This is a genomic window from Streptomyces sp. NPDC093071 (genome assembly GCF_044754545.1).
In the GTDB taxonomy this organism is placed as follows: Bacteria; Actinomycetota; Actinomycetes; order Streptomycetales; family Streptomycetaceae; genus Streptomyces.
Window position 1 is genome coordinate 153,523 of sequence record NZ_JBIVPH010000002.1, and the last position, 19,133, is coordinate 172,655.

Annotated in this window: 18 protein-coding genes; 6 read left to right on the forward strand and 12 right to left on the reverse strand. The window is 70.1% G+C overall.

Going from position 1 to position 19,133, the window contains the following annotated elements:
* Nucleotides 1-241: 241 nt before the first annotated feature.
* From ACIQD7_RS06565 to ACIQD7_RS06600, 8 genes are all read right to left on the reverse strand, one after another.
* On the reverse strand, nucleotides 242-1,381 hold the full coding sequence (locus tag ACIQD7_RS06565) for a ThiF family adenylyltransferase (RefSeq protein ID WP_402439979.1): 1,140 nt from the start codon (nucleotides 1,379-1,381) through the stop codon (nucleotides 242-244).
* A gap of 699 nt (nucleotides 1,382-2,080) precedes the next feature.
* Entirely contained in the window at nucleotides 2,081-3,244 is a 1,164-nt protein-coding gene (locus ACIQD7_RS06570; RefSeq protein WP_402439982.1) for an acyl-CoA dehydrogenase family protein, read from the reverse strand.
* Nucleotides 3,245-3,341: 97 nt separating this feature from the next.
* Nucleotides 3,342-4,097 (reverse strand): 4'-phosphopantetheinyl transferase family protein, encoded by a 756-nt coding sequence (locus ACIQD7_RS06575; protein ID WP_402439984.1) that lies wholly within the window; start codon nucleotides 4,095-4,097, stop codon nucleotides 3,342-3,344.
* Nucleotides 4,082-4,801, reverse strand: a complete 720-nt coding sequence (locus tag ACIQD7_RS06580) for a class II aldolase/adducin family protein (RefSeq protein WP_402439987.1) — start codon at nucleotides 4,799-4,801, stop codon at nucleotides 4,082-4,084. The genes ACIQD7_RS06575 and ACIQD7_RS06580 overlap by 16 nt, the downstream gene beginning before the upstream one ends.
* Nucleotides 4,801-5,394, reverse strand: coding sequence for a hypothetical protein (locus ACIQD7_RS06585; RefSeq protein WP_402439990.1), 594 nt, complete (start codon nucleotides 5,392-5,394; stop codon nucleotides 4,801-4,803). Before ACIQD7_RS06585 ends, ACIQD7_RS06580 begins: the two co-directional genes overlap by 1 nt.
* Before the next feature lie 157 nt (nucleotides 5,395-5,551).
* Complete coding sequence (locus ACIQD7_RS06590) at nucleotides 5,552-5,821, reverse strand: hypothetical protein (protein ID WP_402439992.1); 270 nt, start codon at nucleotides 5,819-5,821, stop codon at nucleotides 5,552-5,554.
* Nucleotides 5,822-5,926: 105 nt separating this feature from the next.
* Nucleotides 5,927-7,348, reverse strand: a complete 1,422-nt coding sequence (locus ACIQD7_RS06595; protein WP_402439995.1) for a class I adenylate-forming enzyme family protein — start codon at nucleotides 7,346-7,348, stop codon at nucleotides 5,927-5,929.
* Entirely contained in the window at nucleotides 7,345-8,595 is a 1,251-nt protein-coding gene (locus ACIQD7_RS06600; protein ID WP_402439998.1) for a nitroreductase family protein, read from the reverse strand. Before ACIQD7_RS06600 ends, ACIQD7_RS06595 begins: the two co-directional genes overlap by 4 nt.
* A 561-nt stretch (nucleotides 8,596-9,156) precedes the next feature.
* Here ACIQD7_RS06600 and ACIQD7_RS06605 point away from each other — a divergent pair.
* From ACIQD7_RS06605 to ACIQD7_RS06620, 4 genes are read left to right on the forward strand one after another with little or no spacing between them, the layout of a single operon-like run.
* Complete coding sequence (locus ACIQD7_RS06605; RefSeq protein WP_402440001.1) at nucleotides 9,157-10,518, forward strand: condensation domain-containing protein; 1,362 nt, start codon at nucleotides 9,157-9,159, stop codon at nucleotides 10,516-10,518.
* Nucleotides 10,511-11,491 carry an ABC transporter ATP-binding protein gene (locus ACIQD7_RS06610; RefSeq protein ID WP_402440004.1) on the forward strand — a complete coding sequence of 327 codons (981 nt, stop codon included), beginning with the start codon at nucleotides 10,511-10,513 and terminating at the stop codon, nucleotides 11,489-11,491. The genes ACIQD7_RS06605 and ACIQD7_RS06610 overlap by 8 nt, the downstream gene beginning before the upstream one ends.
* Before the next feature lie 49 nt (nucleotides 11,492-11,540).
* Nucleotides 11,541-12,362, forward strand: coding sequence for an ABC transporter permease (locus tag ACIQD7_RS06615; RefSeq protein WP_402440008.1), 822 nt, complete (start codon nucleotides 11,541-11,543; stop codon nucleotides 12,360-12,362).
* 34 nt (nucleotides 12,363-12,396) lie between these two features.
* Complete coding sequence (locus ACIQD7_RS06620; protein WP_402440010.1) at nucleotides 12,397-13,212, forward strand: ABC transporter permease; 816 nt, start codon at nucleotides 12,397-12,399, stop codon at nucleotides 13,210-13,212.
* 77 nt (nucleotides 13,213-13,289) lie between these two features.
* Here ACIQD7_RS06620 and ACIQD7_RS06625 read toward each other — a convergent pair whose 3' ends face one another.
* From ACIQD7_RS06625 to ACIQD7_RS06635, 3 genes are all read right to left on the reverse strand, one after another.
* A complete protein-coding gene (locus ACIQD7_RS06625) occupies nucleotides 13,290-13,427 on the reverse strand; it encodes a hypothetical protein (RefSeq protein WP_402440013.1) in 138 nt (45 codons plus the stop codon).
* A 905-nt stretch (nucleotides 13,428-14,332) separates the two neighbouring features.
* Nucleotides 14,333-14,509 carry a hypothetical protein gene (locus tag ACIQD7_RS06630; protein ID WP_402440016.1) on the reverse strand — a complete coding sequence of 59 codons (177 nt, stop codon included), beginning with the start codon at nucleotides 14,507-14,509 and terminating at the stop codon, nucleotides 14,333-14,335.
* 453 nt (nucleotides 14,510-14,962) lie between these two features.
* On the reverse strand, nucleotides 14,963-15,142 hold the full coding sequence (locus tag ACIQD7_RS06635) for a DUF6480 family protein (protein ID WP_125656896.1): 180 nt from the start codon (nucleotides 15,140-15,142) through the stop codon (nucleotides 14,963-14,965).
* A gap of 659 nt (nucleotides 15,143-15,801) precedes the next feature.
* Between ACIQD7_RS06635 and ACIQD7_RS06640 the strand changes: the two genes are divergently transcribed.
* Entirely contained in the window at nucleotides 15,802-16,929 is a 1,128-nt protein-coding gene (locus tag ACIQD7_RS06640; protein WP_402440020.1) for a ferrochelatase, read from the forward strand.
* Between the two features lie 93 nt (nucleotides 16,930-17,022).
* On the opposite strand, the gene ACIQD7_RS06645 is transcribed toward ACIQD7_RS06640, so the two are convergent.
* Complete coding sequence (locus tag ACIQD7_RS06645) at nucleotides 17,023-17,271, reverse strand: hypothetical protein (RefSeq protein WP_402440023.1); 249 nt, start codon at nucleotides 17,269-17,271, stop codon at nucleotides 17,023-17,025.
* A gap of 374 nt (nucleotides 17,272-17,645) precedes the next feature.
* Between ACIQD7_RS06645 and ACIQD7_RS06650 the strand changes: the two genes are divergently transcribed.
* Complete coding sequence (locus tag ACIQD7_RS06650) at nucleotides 17,646-18,689, forward strand: MerR family transcriptional regulator (protein WP_402440025.1); 1,044 nt, start codon at nucleotides 17,646-17,648, stop codon at nucleotides 18,687-18,689.
* The last annotated feature ends 444 nt before the right edge of the window (nucleotides 18,690-19,133 follow it).

Consider the following 19,133-nt stretch of genomic DNA (forward strand, 5'->3'; position numbering starts at 1 on the left):
CGCAGGACCTGCGAACGGCGTCGACCCGAGGGCGCGTGGACCCCGACCAGCCTCCACCGCAACTCGCTGGTCATCATATTTTTCTTCAGACTGTTGAAAAATTTCTGCCCCTACTTGACAATGCGTGTTCAGGTGAGCCGAACGTCTGGCGGGGCCATCCGTCGCCCGGTGACGCGAGGCCGCTCCCCTCGGCCTCGCGTCGATGGCCTGCCGTCCGGAGGTGATCTTCGCCGAGGAAACCTCAGTAGGTGGGCATCTCGGGGTCGATCCGCTCCGCCCAGGACAAGATCCCTCCGCCCAGGTGGACCGCGTCATGGTGGCCGTTGCGCTTGACCACGGCGAGGACCTCGGCGGAGCGGATGCCGGCCCGGCACAGCAGCACGGTCTTGCGGTCCGTGGGCAGGCGTGTGGCGGCGTCGCCGTGCAGGAACTCCCCCTGCGGTACGAGCACCGAACCCGGAAGGTGGGCGAAGGCGTACTCGTCGGGCTCGCGAACGTCGACCAGGTTGACCGGCGCGTCCGCGTCGAGCAGTTCCTTCAGCTGCTCCACGGAGATGGTGGACTCCCGGGCGGCCTCGGTCGCCGCGGGCGAGAGCAGCCCGAAGAAGGGTTCGGCAGCGGTGGGCTCGGCCGGGCGCGCGGCACGTGTGTGCGGGCGCAGTGGTACGGTCGCGCACGTGCCGGCCATGGCGTCGTACTCCATCACCCGGCCGACCAGCGGCTCGCCCTGACCGGTGAGCAGCTTCACCACCTCGGTGGCCAGGGCGACCCCCAGCCAGGCGCCGATCACCTTCAGCGCGCCGGACACGCCACGGAAGTAGGGGGCGGGAGGCTTCGGGAACAGGTCCCTGATGCCCGGTCCGTGACGGTCCCAGAAGACCGAGACGCGCCCTCCGGCGGCCCCCATGGAGCCCCACACGAAGGGAATGCCTGCCTCGGCACAGACGTCGTCGACGAGCTGACACCGGGCCGGGTCCTCCCCCGCGCACACCACCAGGTCGTAGTCATGGACCAGCCCGCGCGCGTGAGGCAGCTCGAACCAGCTCTCCGCGACGGTGCGCACGATGGGGTGGGTGCGCCCGAGCGCGCGGACCCAGGCCGTGGCCCGGTCTGCGGGTTCCGCGTCCGGGAGCCCGAGGTAGCGGTCCCACGGTTCCACGGGCGAACCGTCGGCGACACCGATCGTCCCCACTCCGGCGTCGGCGAGGTGAGCGATGAGCGGGGCGCCGATCTCGTCGGCGCCGACGACCAGAACCCGGCCCGCGGCGAGCCGGCGCTGTCCCTCGGAGCCGTGTCCGGCGAGTATCAACTGGTGTGCCTGGCGATTCGTTTCTCCGGTGGGCAGGTCGGTGGCGGGTCGCGCCAGCGGGGGAAACGGCATGGGGGTCTCCTGCGGGTGTCTGGGAGTGGTTACGGCCGCTGGGCGCCTGCCCCGGCGGCCCGGTCGAGTGCGTGAGGAATCTTCGGCATGGGGGTGCTCGCCCCCGCGCCGCACGGTGACATCGGTCCGGCTCGGCGATCAGGACGCTCTGCGACCGCGCGAAGACAATCGACCGCTGCCGGCGGCCGGGCGGCCCGCGGGGACTACAAGACGGTGTCCTGTGAGGCGGGGCGGGCGCCGCCGCGCATCGGCACTTGGAAGTCGGACGCACATCGCCGGTTCCTTGTCCGGTCCGGTGTTGGCGTCTGGGACCGACCGCACGAGCCGTACTGCACCGGCTCGGCGGTGCCCGCCTCATCGACGTCACCCGCACCACCCGGGGACTGCGCACGTTCGCGCTGGGAAAGGGGCTTGAATTCACCTGGCCGAGGCGACGCTCTCGGTTGGAGCGCGGAATCCGAAACCGTCTCGGGGAAAGTCGTGGGTTCACTGCGGTGACATCGAGATTTCCCTGGCTGAACGCCAAGCGTCTCGTCCTTGGCACCCCGCTCCATGATGGGCCCCCACAGCGCAGGTCGTCCGTCTCGACGGCGGGACAGACGTCGGAGCTTCCGGGGCCGGTGAGATCGACGGTCTGGTCACGTCCGTCTGAAGCCGCTCCGGCTCCGGCGCACGCGGTTGTCACCCGCGGGGCACGAATCACAGTGCGGTCGAGATCACCAGCCGCTGGATCTGGTTCGTTCCCTCGATGAGCTGGAGCAGCTTGGCCTCGCGCATCCAGCGTTCCGTCGGGTGGTCGCTCACGTATCCGTATCCGCCCAGGACCTGGACCGCATCGGTGGTCACACGCATCGCCGTGTCGGTGGCGAAGAGCTTGGCCTTCGCGGCGGCGGCCGAGGAAGGTCGTCCGGCATCGAGCTGGCGGGCTGCGTCAAGCAGCAGCGCGCGAGCGGCGGTGACCTGGGTCGCCATGTCGGCGAGCATGAAGCCGATTCCCTGGAAGGAGATGATCGGCTTTCCGAACTGCTGTCGGGTCTTCGCGTAGGCGACGGCGTAGTCGAGCGCGGCCTGGGCCAGTCCCACCGCGCAGGCGGCGATGCCGAGGCGTCCTCGGTCGAACAGGCCCATCGCGATCAGGAATCCCTTGCCGGGCCTGCCGATCCGCCGGTCCCGGGCGATCTCCGCCCCGTCGAAAACGATCTGGGCGGTCGGCGAGGAGCGGACGCCCATCTTGCGCTCGGGGGCCTGCGGGCGGATTCCTGGTGTGTCCGCGGGCGCCAGCAGCAAGGACAGGCCGCGTACCCCGTCGCTCCCGGTACGGCAGAACACGTTGTAGTAATCGGCGGCGCCCGCGTGACTGACCCAGGACTTGACGCCGTTCACGATGTATCGGTGCTCCTGCGGGGTGGCCGTCGTCCGCAGGGCCGAGATGTCGGAGCCGGCTTCCGCCTCCGAGACGCAGTTCGCGCCGAGGAGTTCGCCCCCCAGCATGTCCGGGAGCCAGGCGGCCTGCTGTTCTTCGGTGCCGAAGGCGGCCAGGCCGTAACAGGAGAGAACGTGGATGTTGACCGACTGGGCGACCCCGAGCCAGTGCTGGGCCAGGGTCTCCAGCACGGTGAGGTACACCTCGTAGGGCTGGCCGCCTCCGCCGTACTGCTGCGGGTAGGGCAGCCCGAGCAGTCCGGCCCGGCCGAGCGTCTTCAGCAGTTCACGGGGGAAGGTGGCATCGGACTCGAACTTCTCCACCCGTGGGGCGAGTTCGGCGCCGGCCAGTTGTCGAACGAGGTTCAGCAGGTCGAGTGCCTCCTCCGTCCAGGCGGGTCCGGTGGGCTGGAGGTGACGGGTTGGCGCGTTGGTGGACACGGTGACGTCCTCACATGTGGCGGGTTCGTGCTTCGTCGGTTCGTCGACGCCGGTGAAGAAGTGCTCGGGCGAGGCCCCGATGGGTGTGGATGGTGCTCTACTGCGGCCCTGGTGCGGCGTTGCGGAGGCGAAGGCGCAGCGCGAGCGCCACGGGGCAGCCCTGGAAGGGGGGCATCCGGTACCAGTGCGTATCGCCCCAGTCGCCTCGCTGTGCTCCTGGCGGGACACGGATGCGCCAGAGGTCCGCACCGGCACCCAGGCCGAGTGATTTGGCGCACGCCTCGCGTACCGTCCAGGCATCGGCGAAGTCGTAGGAGGGATGGGCGGCCCGGGTTTCCTGGCTGCCGTCGGTGACGGGCGCGGCGGGGCCGCGGTCGTCCCGTGCGGGGCGGGGGACGGCCGAGGTGGTGGGTCCGGATCCGGGCACGTCGTAACGGAGCAGCAATCTGGCGCTCACCGGCACGGGGATCTGGATGTCGATCCCCACTTCGCCGCCGTGGGCGGCTGTCACCGCGATCCGGCCGGCGCTGTGCGAGATGCTCACGCCCACCTCGCGGGCGCTCGAGCAGAACGGCCGTCTGTCACCCAGGGTGCCGATCTGCACCTTTTCGGCCGGTTCGCCGGTCAGTTCGGCGACGGCCAAGCGCAGCAAGGTGCGGCCTGCGAGGAATTCCCTGCGGCGCACGGCGGAAAGCGTGTCCGGCGCCCGCAGGTCGTCGGTCCCTCCCGCGGCGATCTGGAGGTTCGTCTCGTCCACGCGTCCGAGCAGCGTCACCGCCCTGATGTCGCCGTGCGCGAGTGGCAGCAGGACCGGCCGGCCGGTGAAGCCGGCGGGGATCAGGCCGGCAGCCACTGCTCGGCTTCGGGCCACCGCCGTACGGTGCGGCGCACCGCGTAGTCCCAGTAGGAGCGTACGGACAGGTCGGCGTAGATGAAGTCCTGTTTGAGCCGGACGTCTTCGGAACTCGAGTAGTGGTACTCCACTCCTGTGGAGAGCGCGGCGAGTTGGAGGCGGCAGGCGCGTTCCAGCACTTGGGCGAAGATCGCGGCGTGGCGCACGCTCTTGCCGACGATCACCCCTCCGTGGTTGCGCAGGAACACGGCGCGGCCGGTGTCGCCGAGTTCTTTCGCGATCTGGTCGCCGGTGGCGATGTCGAGCACCGTGTTGCTGGTGGTGGTGAAGACGCTGGTCGCGTCGACGAAGTAGGAACCCTCGTGGGATAGGGGACGCAGTTCGAGGTCGCAGGCGCCGAACAGCAGCGTGTACGGGGCGTGGCTGTGCACGATGCCGTTGACGTCCGGCCTGGCTCGGTAGATCGCCTGGTGGAGCGGAAGTTCGGGTGGCGCCACGCGGGGGGCCCGTTGTGTGTGGTCCACCGTCGCGTTGACGGTCTCCTCCGGGGTGACCTCGTCGAAGCCGCAGAGTGCGTTTTTGATCAGGAAGGTGTCCGCGCCGGGTTTCCTGGCCGATATCTGTCCTTGGTTGAAGTCGTCGTGTCCGTCCAGGGAGAGCATCCGCCCGCCCAGGGCGAGCTGGTTGGCCAGCCTGCGTGTCATCAGAAGGCCCCTTTCATGGGGTGGTCGTCGAAGGGGCTCGTCGACAGGGCGTGGAAGAAGTCGTCCAGAGCGATCAGGCCAGGGGGATGCCGCGGCAGACGTGGGGCGAAAGCCAGGGCGGTGCGGGCCGCGGCGCGCAGGGAGATCACCTGGTGGTGGACGGTGAGGGCTTCATCGGTGCCCCAGGTCCAGGTGATCGAGTGTTCGCTGACCTCCGGGCCTCCGCGGCGAAGTCCCAGCTGCGCCTCCGGATGCCCGCCGGCGTCCGTCCAGGCCGTGGCGAGCCGTTCGGCCGTCGCGCTGATCCGCGCCGCCTTGCGGTGCGGGTGACGGTCCAGGACGTCCACGTGAGGGGTTGTGAAGTGGTGGACGGCGGCGACCAGACCGGTCAGTCTGCGCTGCAGGTAGCTGCCGAACGAGAGGTTGACGGCCTCGAGCACGGGCACTGCGGCAGCGACCTCGTCGAGCAGGCCCGAGTACCGCGGCCGCAGATGGGAGACGCACTCGAGCAGCGGCACGGTGTGCTTCAGGCAGTAAGCGGCGACTTCGGGGAAGCCGGCGGGGGCGCCGGCGTCGATGAGGACGTCGGGCACGGATCGGGCTGTCCAGCCGGTGCTCGCCCGTGCCCGCAGGCTCACTGGGATGCGCGCGTCCGTGCAGGCCTGCAGCAGTGCACCGCCGAGTCGTCCCGCACCGACGATGCCCACGGTGAGGGGCCGGCCGCCGGTGCGGGGGGTGGCCGTCGCCGCGTCAGGCGGCATCGGAGCCGAGCTCGGCCAGAACGGCGGCGAAGATGCCGTCCACCGTGCCGAGCGCCTCGGCTCCTTCGTCGGCGTCCAGGTAGACGCCGAATTCGTTCTCGATGGCGTCGAGCAGCCGGATGTAGGAGAGGGAGGTGTAGTTGACGGCCTCCAGTACGCCTCCGTGCGCCTCGATGTCCGAGATGCTGATGTCACCTTCGTGAGACGAGACGATCAGGCGGAGCACGCCCTCGCGTATCAGTTGCGGGCTGGCAGACATGACTGACTCCTCGAGACGGGGCCGGCGGATCTCGTCGTCGGCCGCGGATGCCCGGGCAGGGTGCCAGGGGGGCGGTGGGGAGGGAGCGGAACGGTGGGGACGGGCTCAGGAAGAGGCGGCGTCGAAGAGGCTCCGCAGTTCGTGGAGCACCGGCTTGCCGATCACCGTGGTGGGGATGGCGTCGACGACGCGGATGAGTGTGGGGACCTTGTGGGGGGCCAGGTTGTCTCGGATGCGCAGGCGGACCTCGCCGGCGTCGAGCCCCTCGCCCAGTACGAGTACGGCGGCTACGGCGGGCTCGCCGTGTTGGTCGGAAACCTCCAGGATCACGGCCTGCTCCACGCCGGGCACGGCATTGACGGTGTCGCCGACCTCGACCGGGTCGACCTTGCGGCCGCCCACGTTGATCATCCGGTTGGAGCGGCCGGTGAGCACCAGTTCACCGTCCTCCAGGCGTCCGCGGTCCCCCGTGCTGTAGTGGCCGCCGCGGTCGATGCGGCTTTCGAGAAGGCCGGGGGCGTTGAGGTAGCGGGTGGCCATCGAGGCGCTGCGCACATGGACAGCCCCGTCCACGTCAGCAGCCTCTCGGATCTGGATGTCCACTCCCGGCAGCGGGCGGCCCAGGCTTTGCGCCGAGGTGGCGGTGGAGTACGTCAGTGGTCCGGCTTCGGCAACGCCGTAGTAGTTGCCCATCGGGACTCCGGTCAGTTCGGTGAACTGTTTTTTGGTGTCCTCGCGCAGCGGAGCCCCGGAGGAGATGGCGACGCGGACGGAGACGAAGTCCGTGCGGTCCCCGCCGGTGCGGACGAAGGAGTCGTACAGGGCGGGGAAGGCGACCAGCCGGGTGGGCCGGGTCTGGGCGGTGAGCCGGCGGATCCGGCCGCTCGTCGGCAGCCCGTGCGACAGGAGCAGCTGGGCGCCGACCAGGAAACTGGACAGGAGGGAGGTGTTGAAGGCCAGGCCGTTGGACAGACCTGCGCAGCACAGGATGCGGTCATCGGCCGTCATGGCGGTGCCCGCCGCCCAGTTCTCCGCAGCCGCGCGCACCGCCCGGCCGGAGAACTCCAGACAGTTGGGCTTTCCCGTGGTACCGGAGGTGAAGCGGCAGACCTCGGTGTCGGGGTGCAGCAGATGGCGGCGCTCGGCGGCATGGCGGGGCGTGGCGGTCAGGCCCGGCAGCACGGGGATCACATCACCTGGCGTGTCGCGGTCGTGAAGGACCAGGTCGAGCGAGCAGTCCTCGCAGATGCGTTCCAGTTCGCTGTCGCCGGCCGATGCGTCGATGAGGAACGGCACTGCTCCTGCGTGCAGGAGGCCGAGGTAGGCGGTCACCCACGTCGTGCTGTTGCGGGCGGCCAGAGCGATCCGGGGGCGGCCATCCACGGATCGAGTGCCGCTGAGCCATTCGGCGGCACGTAAACTCCGCTCGCGCAAGGCACGGTAGTCGATCGAGGAGTCCGGGCCGAGCAGTACGGGACTGTCCGCGTACTGGACGGCGCACCGGTCGAATTCCGAGGCGAGGATCATGAGCGCTCGTTCTGTGCGTAGGCGACCGCGAGCCGGTCGAGCTTCGGGGCGTCAGGTGTGTCCACGCCCATGGCGACCGCGTACACCACATCGTGATCGGCGGGCAGGCCGGCCAGTTGTTTCCACCGCTCGCTGTCGAAACCCCCGACACCCGTGACCGCAAGGCCGCGCTGGGCTGCTTCCAGATAGACCAGTTGGGCCAGCGCCCCGGCGCGGTAGAGCACCGTCCACAGCTGGGAGCCGCCCGTCTCTTCGATGAGTGAGGCGGTGGGTGCGTGCAGCAGCAGTACGGCCGAGGCGTCGGCCAGATGGCGTTGTGCCATGAACGCCTCGGTCACCGATTCGTCGGTCAGCTCGGGGAGCCATCGGATGCTCTGACCGGTCGGCCTGCCGGACTTGCCTTGTTCGCGTTCCTCTTGGCGTATGACCAAGGTGGCGTGGGGCGGCGTTCCCGCAGCGGGTAGCACGTCGTCGAGAACGGAGATCGCGCGGTCGACGGTGGAGCGTACGTCTCGCGCAGGGACGGTTCCGGGTGCGAATCCGGTAGCCGACCGGCGGCTGTGGAACGCCGCCCGTGGCACGAGAGGTGTCCTGTTTCTGCGCCGCACAGCCGTCGGCAGCGAGATGGCAGCGTTGAGCGAGCCGACTTCGACTCCTGCGGAATCGGTGACGAGTGACTCCCAGCAGAGCCGTTCCAGCCAGTGTGGCTGCTGGCGCAGCGAGGCCGGCCGGGTGGCGCGGGCGTCGCGCACCACCCAGCCGGGTGGTTCGACGTCGGGGCCGTCGCCGGCCGGCAGTGCAGTGACGGCCAGCGCCGAGTGGACCTCCGCGCACTGGCCGTACTCGGTGACCAAGGACTCCAGGCCTTGCGGGCGTCGGCGCAGCACGACACCCGCGCCGAGGTTGTCGGCCGCCAGCACGAGGTTCATATGCAGGTGTGCTGTGTCCAGTTGGGTGTAGAGGTAGCCCCGGTCACCGTATTTCCGCATGGACAGCCAAGGTCGGGTGGCCAGCACGACGACCGCGCCGCCCTCGGGGACGGCGAGCGCCGCGTGGCAGAGCGCCTCGTCGATTCGGGGCCCGCAGCTGAGCATCTGGCAGTGCCGCCGGCCCGGGTCGACCTGGTGGAGGCCGGTCGCGCCTGCGTCGTCCCTGGTCAGGATGTAGCACTCGTAGGGGTATGAGGCGCCGGCCGAGGGCACTGCCCGGCGTGAGCTGTCCCCACCGATCATGCCCAGGTCCAGCACGGTCAGGGCGGTGCGTAATCCCGCGGTGGGTGTGAGGGCGGGCGGCCATCCGCCCCCTGCGGAGTCGACCGCCATCCGTGTCCAGAGCGGTTTCGCACGGACTTCCATCGTGATCTGCTCCTCGGTTCCTTGGAGATGCAGCTCTGCGTACGGCCTGGAGGCTGGAGTACGGCCCCAGAAGCTAGCGCCACATCCAGACAGATGCAAACTATGCATGGAATGGAGCAAAATCAAAGTAGTAGCAAGCTGATTTTGCAGAACTCCTGCACTCTCCCCTCTCTGAAGCACACGCATCACTAGGGGCATTCGGGATGAAGCCTCCCAAAAATGAACGAGAAGCGGACCAGGCGCCTCCAGGCGTCCTCGCATACATCAAGTCCGTGTCACCTGAGTGTCAAAAAATTCAGCGCAAGCTGTTGAGAAATGACACCAGTACGCGCCATTCTTGAGCCCGCTCACGGCTGGACACTCCGGCGAGCAGGACAAATGGGAGGAGGACAGGTGACAGACCCGACGACCACCCGCGTACGGTTCCACGAGGGCCAACCCCGTACCGGGCCCATGACCTGGGGTCAGCGCGCCATCTGGGAGGTGATCCGCTGGCTGCCGCCCGACGACGACTCACTGAATCAGGTCGGCTGGGCGCCGGTCGGCTCCGCCACCGTGGCCCAGGTGTGTGACGTGGTCAGGCTGCTCGTGGAGCGGCACGAGTCGCTGCGGACGACCTACGCCGAACATGGCGGCGGCCTGGTGCAACACGTCGCGGCTTCGGGCGAGATCGAGTTCCTGCTCCGTGAGCTCGAACCGGGTGACCTGGCAGAGGCTGTCGCCCCGCTCGGCGAGCGAATCCGCTCGGGAGCCTTCGACAACGCCACCGGACTCCCGGTGCGTGCGGCAGTCGGATTACGCGCGGGGGTACCGGCCGCCGTGGTGATCGCCGCAAGCCACCTGGCGGTCGACGGCTGGAGTTTTCAGATCGTCATGGACGAACTGCGTGCCGCGCTCGCCGCAGGCCCGGGCGGCGCGACAAGTCTGCGCGAACGTTCCCGACAACCCGTCGACCGGGCCGAGTTCGAGGTGTCCGAAGCCGGCGCCCGGCGCGAGAAGCGCACGCTGGAGTACTGGGCCCGTCAGGCGGCCACGGTTCCCGCCAGCATGCTGGCGACCACCTCGACGCCGCAGCAGTCCGACCGGGACTGGGCGCGCATCGACTCCCCCGCCCTGGCGCTGGCCGCCCACGCGCTGGCAGGACGCAGCAGCTGCAACACGGCCACGGCCCTGCTCGCTTCGACCGCGCTGTTGCTGGTCTCCTACCTCGGTGAGCCCGAGGCGGCACTGCGGGTGATCGTGTCGACCCGCTTCAAGCCCGAGGACGAAGAGCTCGTCGGAGCCTTCAACCAGAACGCGATCGTCCGCCTGCAACCCGCCGACGAGTCCACCGAGCAGTTCCTCGCCCGGGCCGCCCGCACCACGTTGAACGCCTACCGGCACTCGGAGGCCTGCCCGGTCAAGATGGAGGAGCAGCTGGAGGAGATCGCCCGCCGGCGCGGCATCGACCCCGGCGGCTACTGCTTCTTCAACGACATCCGGTTCAGCGCCGAGGAGCGCAACGCCCCGCCGCCCGTGATCGACGCATCGAAGCTTCCCGCTCAGCTGGAGGAGGCCCTGGCCCGTACCCGCCTGACCCTTCCGGACAGCGAGGGACAGCAGTCCGGCGCCAAGTTCTTCCTCTTCCTCGACGGGTTGCGCGAGTCCTGCGCGCTCACCCTGTGCACAGACCCGCGCTTCCTGCCCGCCTCCGCCGGCGACTTCCTGCAAGGGCTCGAGCACTTGATGGTGCGGGCGGCCCAGCGCCCCGGCACCCCGGTGGGCGAACTCGTCGACCGATTCCGGCGCCATCCGCAAGGAAACCACCATGCTTGAGACCACTGCACAGCCACAGAGCACAGTGCCGGGACAGACCCCCTTGATCCGAGCAAAGGGACTGCAAAAGCGCTACGAGGCAGCTCGTGGCGAAGGGTTCACCGCGGTCGCGGGCATCGACTTCGAAGTCCGCCCCGGGGAAGCCTTCGGGATCCTGGGCGCCAACGGCGCCGGGAAGTCCTCGACCATGCGCATGATCGCGTGCACCTCGCCGGCCACCGGCGGAAGCCTCGAGGTGCTCGGGCTCGACACACGAACCGAGGGCGCCCGGATCCGTGCTCGGATCGGCGTGGTCCCGCAGGACGACACCGTGGACGTCGAACTGACGGTCAGGGAGAACCTGCTGATCTACGGGCGCTACTTCGGACTGCCGAAAGCCGAGATCCGGCGGCGCGCCGCAGACCTCCTCGACTTCGCACGGCTGACCGACAAGGCGGACGAACGGGTCGAGGCGCTGTCCGGCGGCATGCGGCGGCGCCTGACGATAGCCAGAGCGCTCATCAACGAGCCCGAGATCGTCTTGCTGGACGAGCCCACCACCGGCCTCGACCCGCAAGCACGCCACCTGCTCTGGGAGCGCCTGTTCCAGCTCAAGGACGACGGCATCACGCTGATCCTCACCACCCACTACATGGACGAGGCCGAGCAGCTGTGCGACCGGCTCGTCGTGATGGACGGCGGTCTGATCGTCGCCGAGGGCTCGCCCAGCGGACTGATCAAGCAGTACTGCACCCGGGAGGTGCTCGAACTGCGCTTCGGCCCGGGCGAACGCGAGGCCATGACCGACAAGGCGCGAGGCCTGGTGGAGCGGATCGAGGGACTGCCCGACCGCATCCTTCTCTACACGGACGAAGGGGAGGCCACCATGGCGGCCGCCCACGCGCGCGGCATCGTCCCGCTGACCGCCCTGACCCGCAGGGCGAGCCTGGAGGATGTCTTCCTCACCCTGACGGGCCGCAGCCTGGTCGACTGAAGCGCCGCCTCCCCCGCCCACCGTCCAGGCGTCGCCACGGAGAGTACCGATGACCACCCACGCCTCCCGCCCCTTCGTCCCGCCCGGTCGTGCCCGCACGGTCCCGCCCGCCCTGCGCGAGTTCGCGTACTGGCTGCATCGCTACCGCCGCACCTGGCGCGGAACCGTGGTGCTGAACGTGGCCAACCCGCTGCTGTTCCTGACCGGCATCGGCGCCGGGCTGGGCACCCTCGTCAACCACAACAACAGTTCCGACCTGGGCGGCCTGTCCTACCTGGCCTTCCTCACTCCCGGCCTGCTCGCCGCCTCGGCCATGCAAACCGCCTACATCGATTCGGCCCACCCCGTCCACCAGTCGGTGCAGTCCAAAGGTCACTACTGGGCGGCGAACGCCACACCGCTGTCTCCCGTCGACATCTACTACGGTCACCTGCTGTTCAACATCTTCAAGGTGGCGTTCTCCGCCACGGCCTTCACAGCGGTGGCAGCCGTCTTCGGCGCCGTCGACGCGCTCCGGGCCCCCCTCGTGGTGGTTGCGACACTGCTGGTCGGAGCCGCGTTCGCCACGCCGTCCGCCGCCTGGGCGGTGACCGCGAAGCGCCAGCCGACGGTACTTGCGGTCCTCCGGTTCGGTGTGATGCCGATGTTCATGTTCTCCGGCACCTTCTTCCCCCTGACGCAACTGCCCGGCTGGCTCCAGCCGGTCGTGCAGGCGACACCGCTGTGGCACGGGGTCGAACTGTGCCGTACGGCAGCACTCGGCACCGGTACCGCGGCCGGCACCGCCGTCCACGTCGGCTACCTGGCCGCGCTGACCGCCGTCGGCCTGCTGTTCGGGAGGCGTACCTATCAGCGGCACCTGCACTCCTGACCACCAGCACTCACCCCTGAAAGGCAGGGATCCCATGTCGGCCGTGCTGGGCCCGCACATCTCCGCTCACCCCACCCCGGCCCTGCGCTCCGGGGGCGCCCTGGCGATGGTCGAGCGCAATCTGATGATCTACCGGCACGGCTGGCTGCTCCTCGTCGCCGAGATCTTCGAGCCTGTCCTCTACCTCCTCGCCGTCGGCGTCGGCATCGGCGGGCTGGTCGGCAACGTACCGGGCCTCGCCGACACCGACGTGTCCTATGCGGAGTTCGTCGCCCCCGCCCTGCTCGCCACCACAGCGATGAACGGCGCGATGAACGAAACGACCTTCAACCTGTTCAACAAGTTGAAGACGAACCACACCTACGAGTCGATCCTGACCACACCGATGACGGTGCGCAGCGTGGCACTGGGCGAGGTCTGCTGGGCTCTGCTGCGCGGTGCTCTGGTGACGGCCGGGTTCCTCGTGGCCGTGACCGTCTTCGGCCTGGTGCACAGTCCGCTGGTGCTGCTCGTGATACCCGGCGCGCTCCTTGTCGGATTCACCTTCGCCGCGTTGGGCCTGGCCGTGGTGACCTACCTGCGTGACTGGCAGGACTTCCAGTACATCCAGCTCGCCATGCTGCCGATGTTCCTGTTCGCCACCACCTTCTACCCGCTGGAGGTCTACCCCCGTCCGATCCAGCTACTGGTCGAGTGCCTGCCGCTGTACCAGAGCATCGAGCTCGTCCGGCAGCCCTCACTGGGCCGGTTCGGCGCCGAACTGCTGCTGCCGGCCACCTACCTCCTGGCGCTGGGCGCCCTCGCCCTCGTGCTCGCATTCCGACGACTGGACCGGACTCTGCGCAGCTGAGCGAGCCCTTTCCCACCCGACCGTGAGCTCTTTCCGATCCCAGGCCGACACGTGGTGGTGAAGGACGAGGACGGCCTTCACCACGTCGTGATGCGGTTGGTGCCGCAGCGGAGCTTCCGCAGGAGCCGCCCTCCCTTGAGGACGGCCATGGCCTGCTCGCCGAGGCAGTGGTTCTTGGAGAAGGGCTGGCTTGTGCGGGCAGGTGCAGAAGGCAAGGGACCTCCCCCTCATGAGTGCGCACGTCGACGGCGGGTCCGAAGGACCCGGCGACCGCGCGGTCGCACGCCTCCGCCGCCGACGGCCGCCGGGCCGGGGTGGGCGGAGCTCTGGCAGTGCTCCGCACATCGGGCACCGCACCCCCACGGGCTCACCCGCTCGTGGACGCGGCACGCACGCCGCCCACCACCGCAGCAGGAACCAGAGCGGCGGCAGCCTGTTCCGACCGGACAGCAGCCGAACCGCTCCCCCGCGAAGGCACCAGAATCATCGCGATCCCGTACCGAGATCCCCAGCCGACGCATCCCCCGCCCTCGACATCAGAGGGGCATCCCGAAACGGTCCGGGATGGGTGCTGTCACCGGCCCCGAGTCCGGGCACGACGCGCTGGAATCGTCCCGGCTCCCGGCGTCTTCCCGTGGCGGTGGTCACGGGAAGACGCCGAAACGCCGAACACCGACGCCGTACGGGCGGCAATGCCCCGGGAGCCGTTCCCCGGTGGGCGGAACCGGCGGTGGAGTCCTCCAAGCCGGCGGTGGTGACCGGCACGGCAGGGAGCAGACCCAGCGTGTCGGTGATGACGCTTCGCTCGCGGTCGGCGGCCCCTTCTTTCGCTGTCGATGCCCTGGCTCGAGGCCGGGACGCCGATGGAGATCTCGACGGTCTGCACGTCGATCACACGTGCCGACGACGCACCGTTCCGTCCCTCCTTCTCTCGTAGCAACTGCCCGAGAGAAAAGCCCGCTTGGGCGAAAAACTGTCGTCGGCCCACCTGACGGAACAGCCGCCTCCCGACGCCCCGGATCGGGTCACGGAGAGCCCGGAACAACACTGGGGGACCGCAGATCTTGCGCGGGCCTGTCGGCAGCGTTTCGCAGCGGCTGTGGAGTCGGCGAGGGCTTGCTCAGACGGGCAGTGGCGACATGTGGTCGGTCGAAGGCGTGGCGCGCAGACGGGCGCGGAAGGTGACCGGCAGGAGGACGGTGAGAACTGCTGTCGGCAGGTGCTCCACGGAACCCAGGGCGGGGAGTGCCGTCCCGGCTGCGTTGACGAGGACGAACGCGGCCGCTGCGGCTGCCATGGCGCGGTGGCCCCGGGTCGTCCTGCGCCGTCCGGTCCGCAGCCCCCGTACCGAACAGCGACCCGCCTTCGCGACACCGGTCACCGGGGCCGGGTGTCAGTGCCGGGCGACGACCTCGTGGTACCGGGACAGAAGAGGCTCACCGCTGAGCTGTCGGTTCCACCTCACAACGGGCGTCCGGTGCCCACGACCGGCGTTCTTCCCCATGCCCGGGCAGGCCGGTGACGCGCCCGGGTTTCCCGAGGCCGTGACTCGATCACGGAAGTCGTGGTCGATCACGACCGGCGGGGCGAGTACGGACCTCGTCGCACACGTAGCGGCACCGGACGCCGGACCGCTTCCGCGAACCTGCGCGACCGCCACTTCGGCCGGCGCGGGACCGGCCGTGGTCGATCCGTGCGGTCATTCCGCGTCCGGGGCTCCGGTCGGTGTCCCGGAGCCCCGGACGCGGAGTCAGAGGTCGATGATCCGGAGGGCGAAGAAGAGCGCCACGGAGAGCGAGCCGAGGAGGATGAGAGACACCCAGATCATGGGGTGCTCCCAGACGCCCCCGTCGGGCCGCTCGGGATGGGCGGAGGAGATGGAACCCTCGACGGGCGGGGTCTCCTCGGGGGGTACGAGCGGTTCGGCCATGACCTCTCCTCCGATCGGTGAGGCGGGTTCGCTGCCGTCTCCACCGTTCCCCGACGGAGAGACGGCCGCCAGTCGCGTCGTTCTTGCGTCGAAACACGACGCGAGAGGCATACGGCGCGTGCCGGACTTCCGTCGCCCCGGGCAGTTCTCGCCGACGCGTCGTCCCGACTTCGCGCGATCGGTCCCGCCGCACGCGGGTGCCGGGAGACGGGGTCGGGGGCGGGGTCGGGGGCGGAAGTTCCCCGTCCCCGATCCTCGCGCCGAGGAGGAGGACGCCGGTGATCACGGGGTCCACGACGAGTCCGACCGACGCCTGGGCAGGTCCCGTCTGCCGGATGGCGACGGCATCCGCGAAGGGCGCGGAGCCCGACGCGCATACGCTCGTGTCACGTCCCCGCGTTCGGGAGGGGCCGGAGCCGTCACGCGTGTACCCCGGCCGGCCACCGTTCCTCCTGTGGTCGGCGCCTCGAAAGTGCCGCTTCGAGGGGCCTTCCGAGCGACATGACGCTTACGGACGGCGAAGGAACCCAAACGCTGTTCGCAGCCGTTCCCTCACGCGGCCCGGGGCACACGTCGTCCCGCGTCGCCCGCATCCGGGGAGGCCCGCACACGGAAGAAGGGGAAACCACACCGCGACGTTTCCGGAGATCACCTTCCCCATGTCCGATCAGCACGATCCCGCCCCGTACGACGCCCTGCTGCTGCTCTCCTTCGGCGGCCCCGAGGGCCCGGACGACGTGGTCCCGTTCCTGGAGAACGTGACGCGCGGCCGCGGCATCCCGAAGGAACGGCTCAAGGAGGTGGGGCAGCACTACTTCCTCTTCGGCGGCGTCTCCCCGATCAACGACCAGAACCGCGCGCTCCTCGACGCGCTGCGGACGGACTTCGCGCAGGCCGGACTCGGCCTCCCGGTCTACTGGGGCAACCGGAACTGGGCGCCGTACCTCACCGACACCCTCCGGGAGATGATCACCGACGGCCGGCGCCACATCGCCGTCCTCGCCACCAGCGCCTACGCCTCCTACTCCGGCTGCCGCCAGTACCGCGAGAACCTCGCCGACGCGCTCGCGACCCTGGAGGCGGAGGGCCTCCCGCTGCCCCGCGTCGACAAGCTCCGGCACTACTTCAACCACCCCGGCTTCCTCCAGCCCATGGTCGAGGGAGTCCTCGCCTCCCTCGCCGACCTCGACCCCGCCGTACGGGACGGCGCCCACCTCGCCTTCACCACCCACTCCATCCCCGACTCCGCCGCCGACACCTCGGGACCGGCCCGCGAGCACGGCGAGGGCGGGGCCTACGTGCGCCAGCACCTCGACGTGGCGCGGACGATCGCCGACGCCGTACGCGAGCGGACCGGCACCGACCACCCCTGGAAGCTCGTCTACCAGTCCCGCAGCGGCGCCCCCCACATCCCGTGGCTGGAGCCCGACATCTGCGACCACCTGGAGGAGCTGCACGCCGCCGGGGCGCCCGCCGCCGTCATGGTCCCCATCGGCTTCGTCTCCGACCACATGGAGGTCCTCTACGACCTCGACACCGAGGCCACGGCCAAGGCGGCCGAGCTCGGCCTGCCCGTCCGGCGCTCGGCCACCGTCGGCTCCGACCCCCGCTTCGCCGCCGCCGTCCGCGACCTCGTCCTGGAGCGGGCCGCCGGGGAGCGCGGGACCCGGGTGGAGCGGTGCGCCCTGGGCGCGCTCGGGCCCTCCCACGACCTGTGCCCGACCGGCTGCTGTCCGGCGCGGACGGAGCGGCCCGCGGCCGCCGGCGCCGACAGCCCCTACGCGTGAGGGCCCCGGCGGCCCGGTGAGAAGGGGACCGCTCCTTCTCACCGGGCCGCCGGGGCCGCGGGCGCTTCACGACGCCGGGTCGACGACCGTCCGTCAGGCGTCCACCCCGAAACCGGCGGGTCGCGCGGTCTCGTCGCGTTCGTAGTTCGCGAGTGCGAGGCCGAGTGCGAAGAAGGTCGGGGCCCACTCCCCCACGAAGATGCCCCAGCGGTCGGCCCGTTCCAGGTTCTCCTGCCGGTTGGACGTCAGCCACGAGGCCAACGACAGCCCGATCGACCCCACGGCGGCCAGATACGCGTGCTCACTGCGCACACCCGACTCGTGCAGCTTCCTGACGATCATTCTCTCCTCCTGCGTGATGGGACCTCCGGTTCCGGAAGCCGGTTCCCTGTCCGTTCAGGCGGGGATCCGCGGCTCCGGATCCCGTGTCGACCCGTCCTCCTCGAGATCTCCCTTAAAGAACATTCAGGACATACTTCTTCAAAGCTCGCTGCGTGGATGCAGTCCGGCCGGCCCTCCTCACGGCGTCTCGTCCGTGCGCCCGGCGCCCCGGCCCTTTCCCTCGTCCTCGCACCCGGGCGCATCCGTGCGCCCTCCCCGCCGGAAAAGCAGGACAGCGGCCCGGTGCCCCCGGGCACAAAGGCCTGTGCGTGCACCAGGCCCGGGAAGAGGAGGACGTTTCGTCCTCCACCGGCTCCACGATGGAGAACGAAGGCATGGCCGGAAACCGATACGGAATGACCACCGGGGCCGTCGCCAGGCGCCTGGGGGTGTCACCGACCACCGTGCGCTCCTGGGAACAGCGGTACGGTCTGCGTCCGGCGGTCCGCGAGCGGGGAAGGCACCGGCGCTGGACGGCCGAGGACTTCTCGATGCTCGAAGAGCTGTGCCGGCTGACGGCCTCCGGGGTCTCCCCCGCCGAGGCCGCGCGCACGGTCCTGGCGAGCCGCGACACGGCCACCGGTGGTGCCTCCCGCCCCGCCCGGCTGTCGGATCCTCCCCCGGGAAGCGAAAGTGCGGCCGTCCCGGAAGGTGCCCGTCATCCCGGTTCACGCGACGACCTGACCCGGGACACGGTGCGCGCGGAATGCCGGGGCCTGGCGCGCGCCGCGGTGAGACTGGACGGTCCGGCGATGGACGACCTGCTGGAGCGGGCCGTCCGGGAGCACGGACTGGTCGTCGCCTGGGAGGAGGTCGTCGCGCCCGCTCTCCACGCGGTCGGCAAGAAGTGGGAATCGACGCAGGAGCGCTACGTCGAGGTCGAGCACCTGCTGTCGTGGCACGTTTCGACGGCCCTGCGCCGGAGGATCGTGGCGGGGTCCGCAACGCGTTCGGCCGCGCCGCCCGTCGTCCTGGCGTGCACGCCCACCGAGAACCACACCCTTCCGCTGGAAGCGCTGGCCGCGGGGCTCGCCGAGCGGGCCCTGCCGGTCCTCGTCCTGGGCGGCGCGGTCCCGGCCGAGGCGCTCGACGCCACGGTGCGACGGTGCGGCCCCGCGGTCGTGGCCCTGTGGGCCCAGACCCGTGCCACGGCCGACCGTCCCTTGGCCGCGCACGTGGCGGGCACCGCCTTCGGACCGCGAGGAGCCCGGACCGCGCCGGTGGTCCTGTTGGCCGGTCCGGGCTGGGCGGGCGGACCCGGGGAAGCAGGCATGCTGCGACCCAGCGGGCTGGGAGAAGCCCTTGACGTGGTCTCACGGCGGTACGAACGGTTGCGCCTCGAGGTGTCGGACGCGACCCGAGAGCCGTTCCGTAAATGATCTCCTGGCCGCGGCGCCGCGACCATCGAGAACGTCACCGATGAAGCCCAGGAGCCGATCGGCCGTCACCTCCCGCCGTTCTCCGGAGACCCGGACCGCCCCTTCCCCGCCGTGCCACTCAGGCTGAAGAAGGTGCGCCGCGAGTACGACCGGATGCTCGAAGTGCTCCACAAGCGGGCCCGCACGCCAAGATCCTGGCCTTCGGCTGCCCCGCCGCCGTCCCCCGGGACGCCTCCAGCTGCAACTACGGCGACCTGACGCGGTTCGGCACCATCACCCCGGGTGACCTGGACTGGCTGCGCGAGGACGTCCTGGAACCCCTCGGCAGGGCCGTCGACGACTCCACGGGCACCCAGGAAGCCGCCGGCTTCGTCGACCTCCACGACTCCTCACGCAACCACAGCGTCTGCGACGACTCCAAGTGGGTCGAAGGCTTCGTCACCC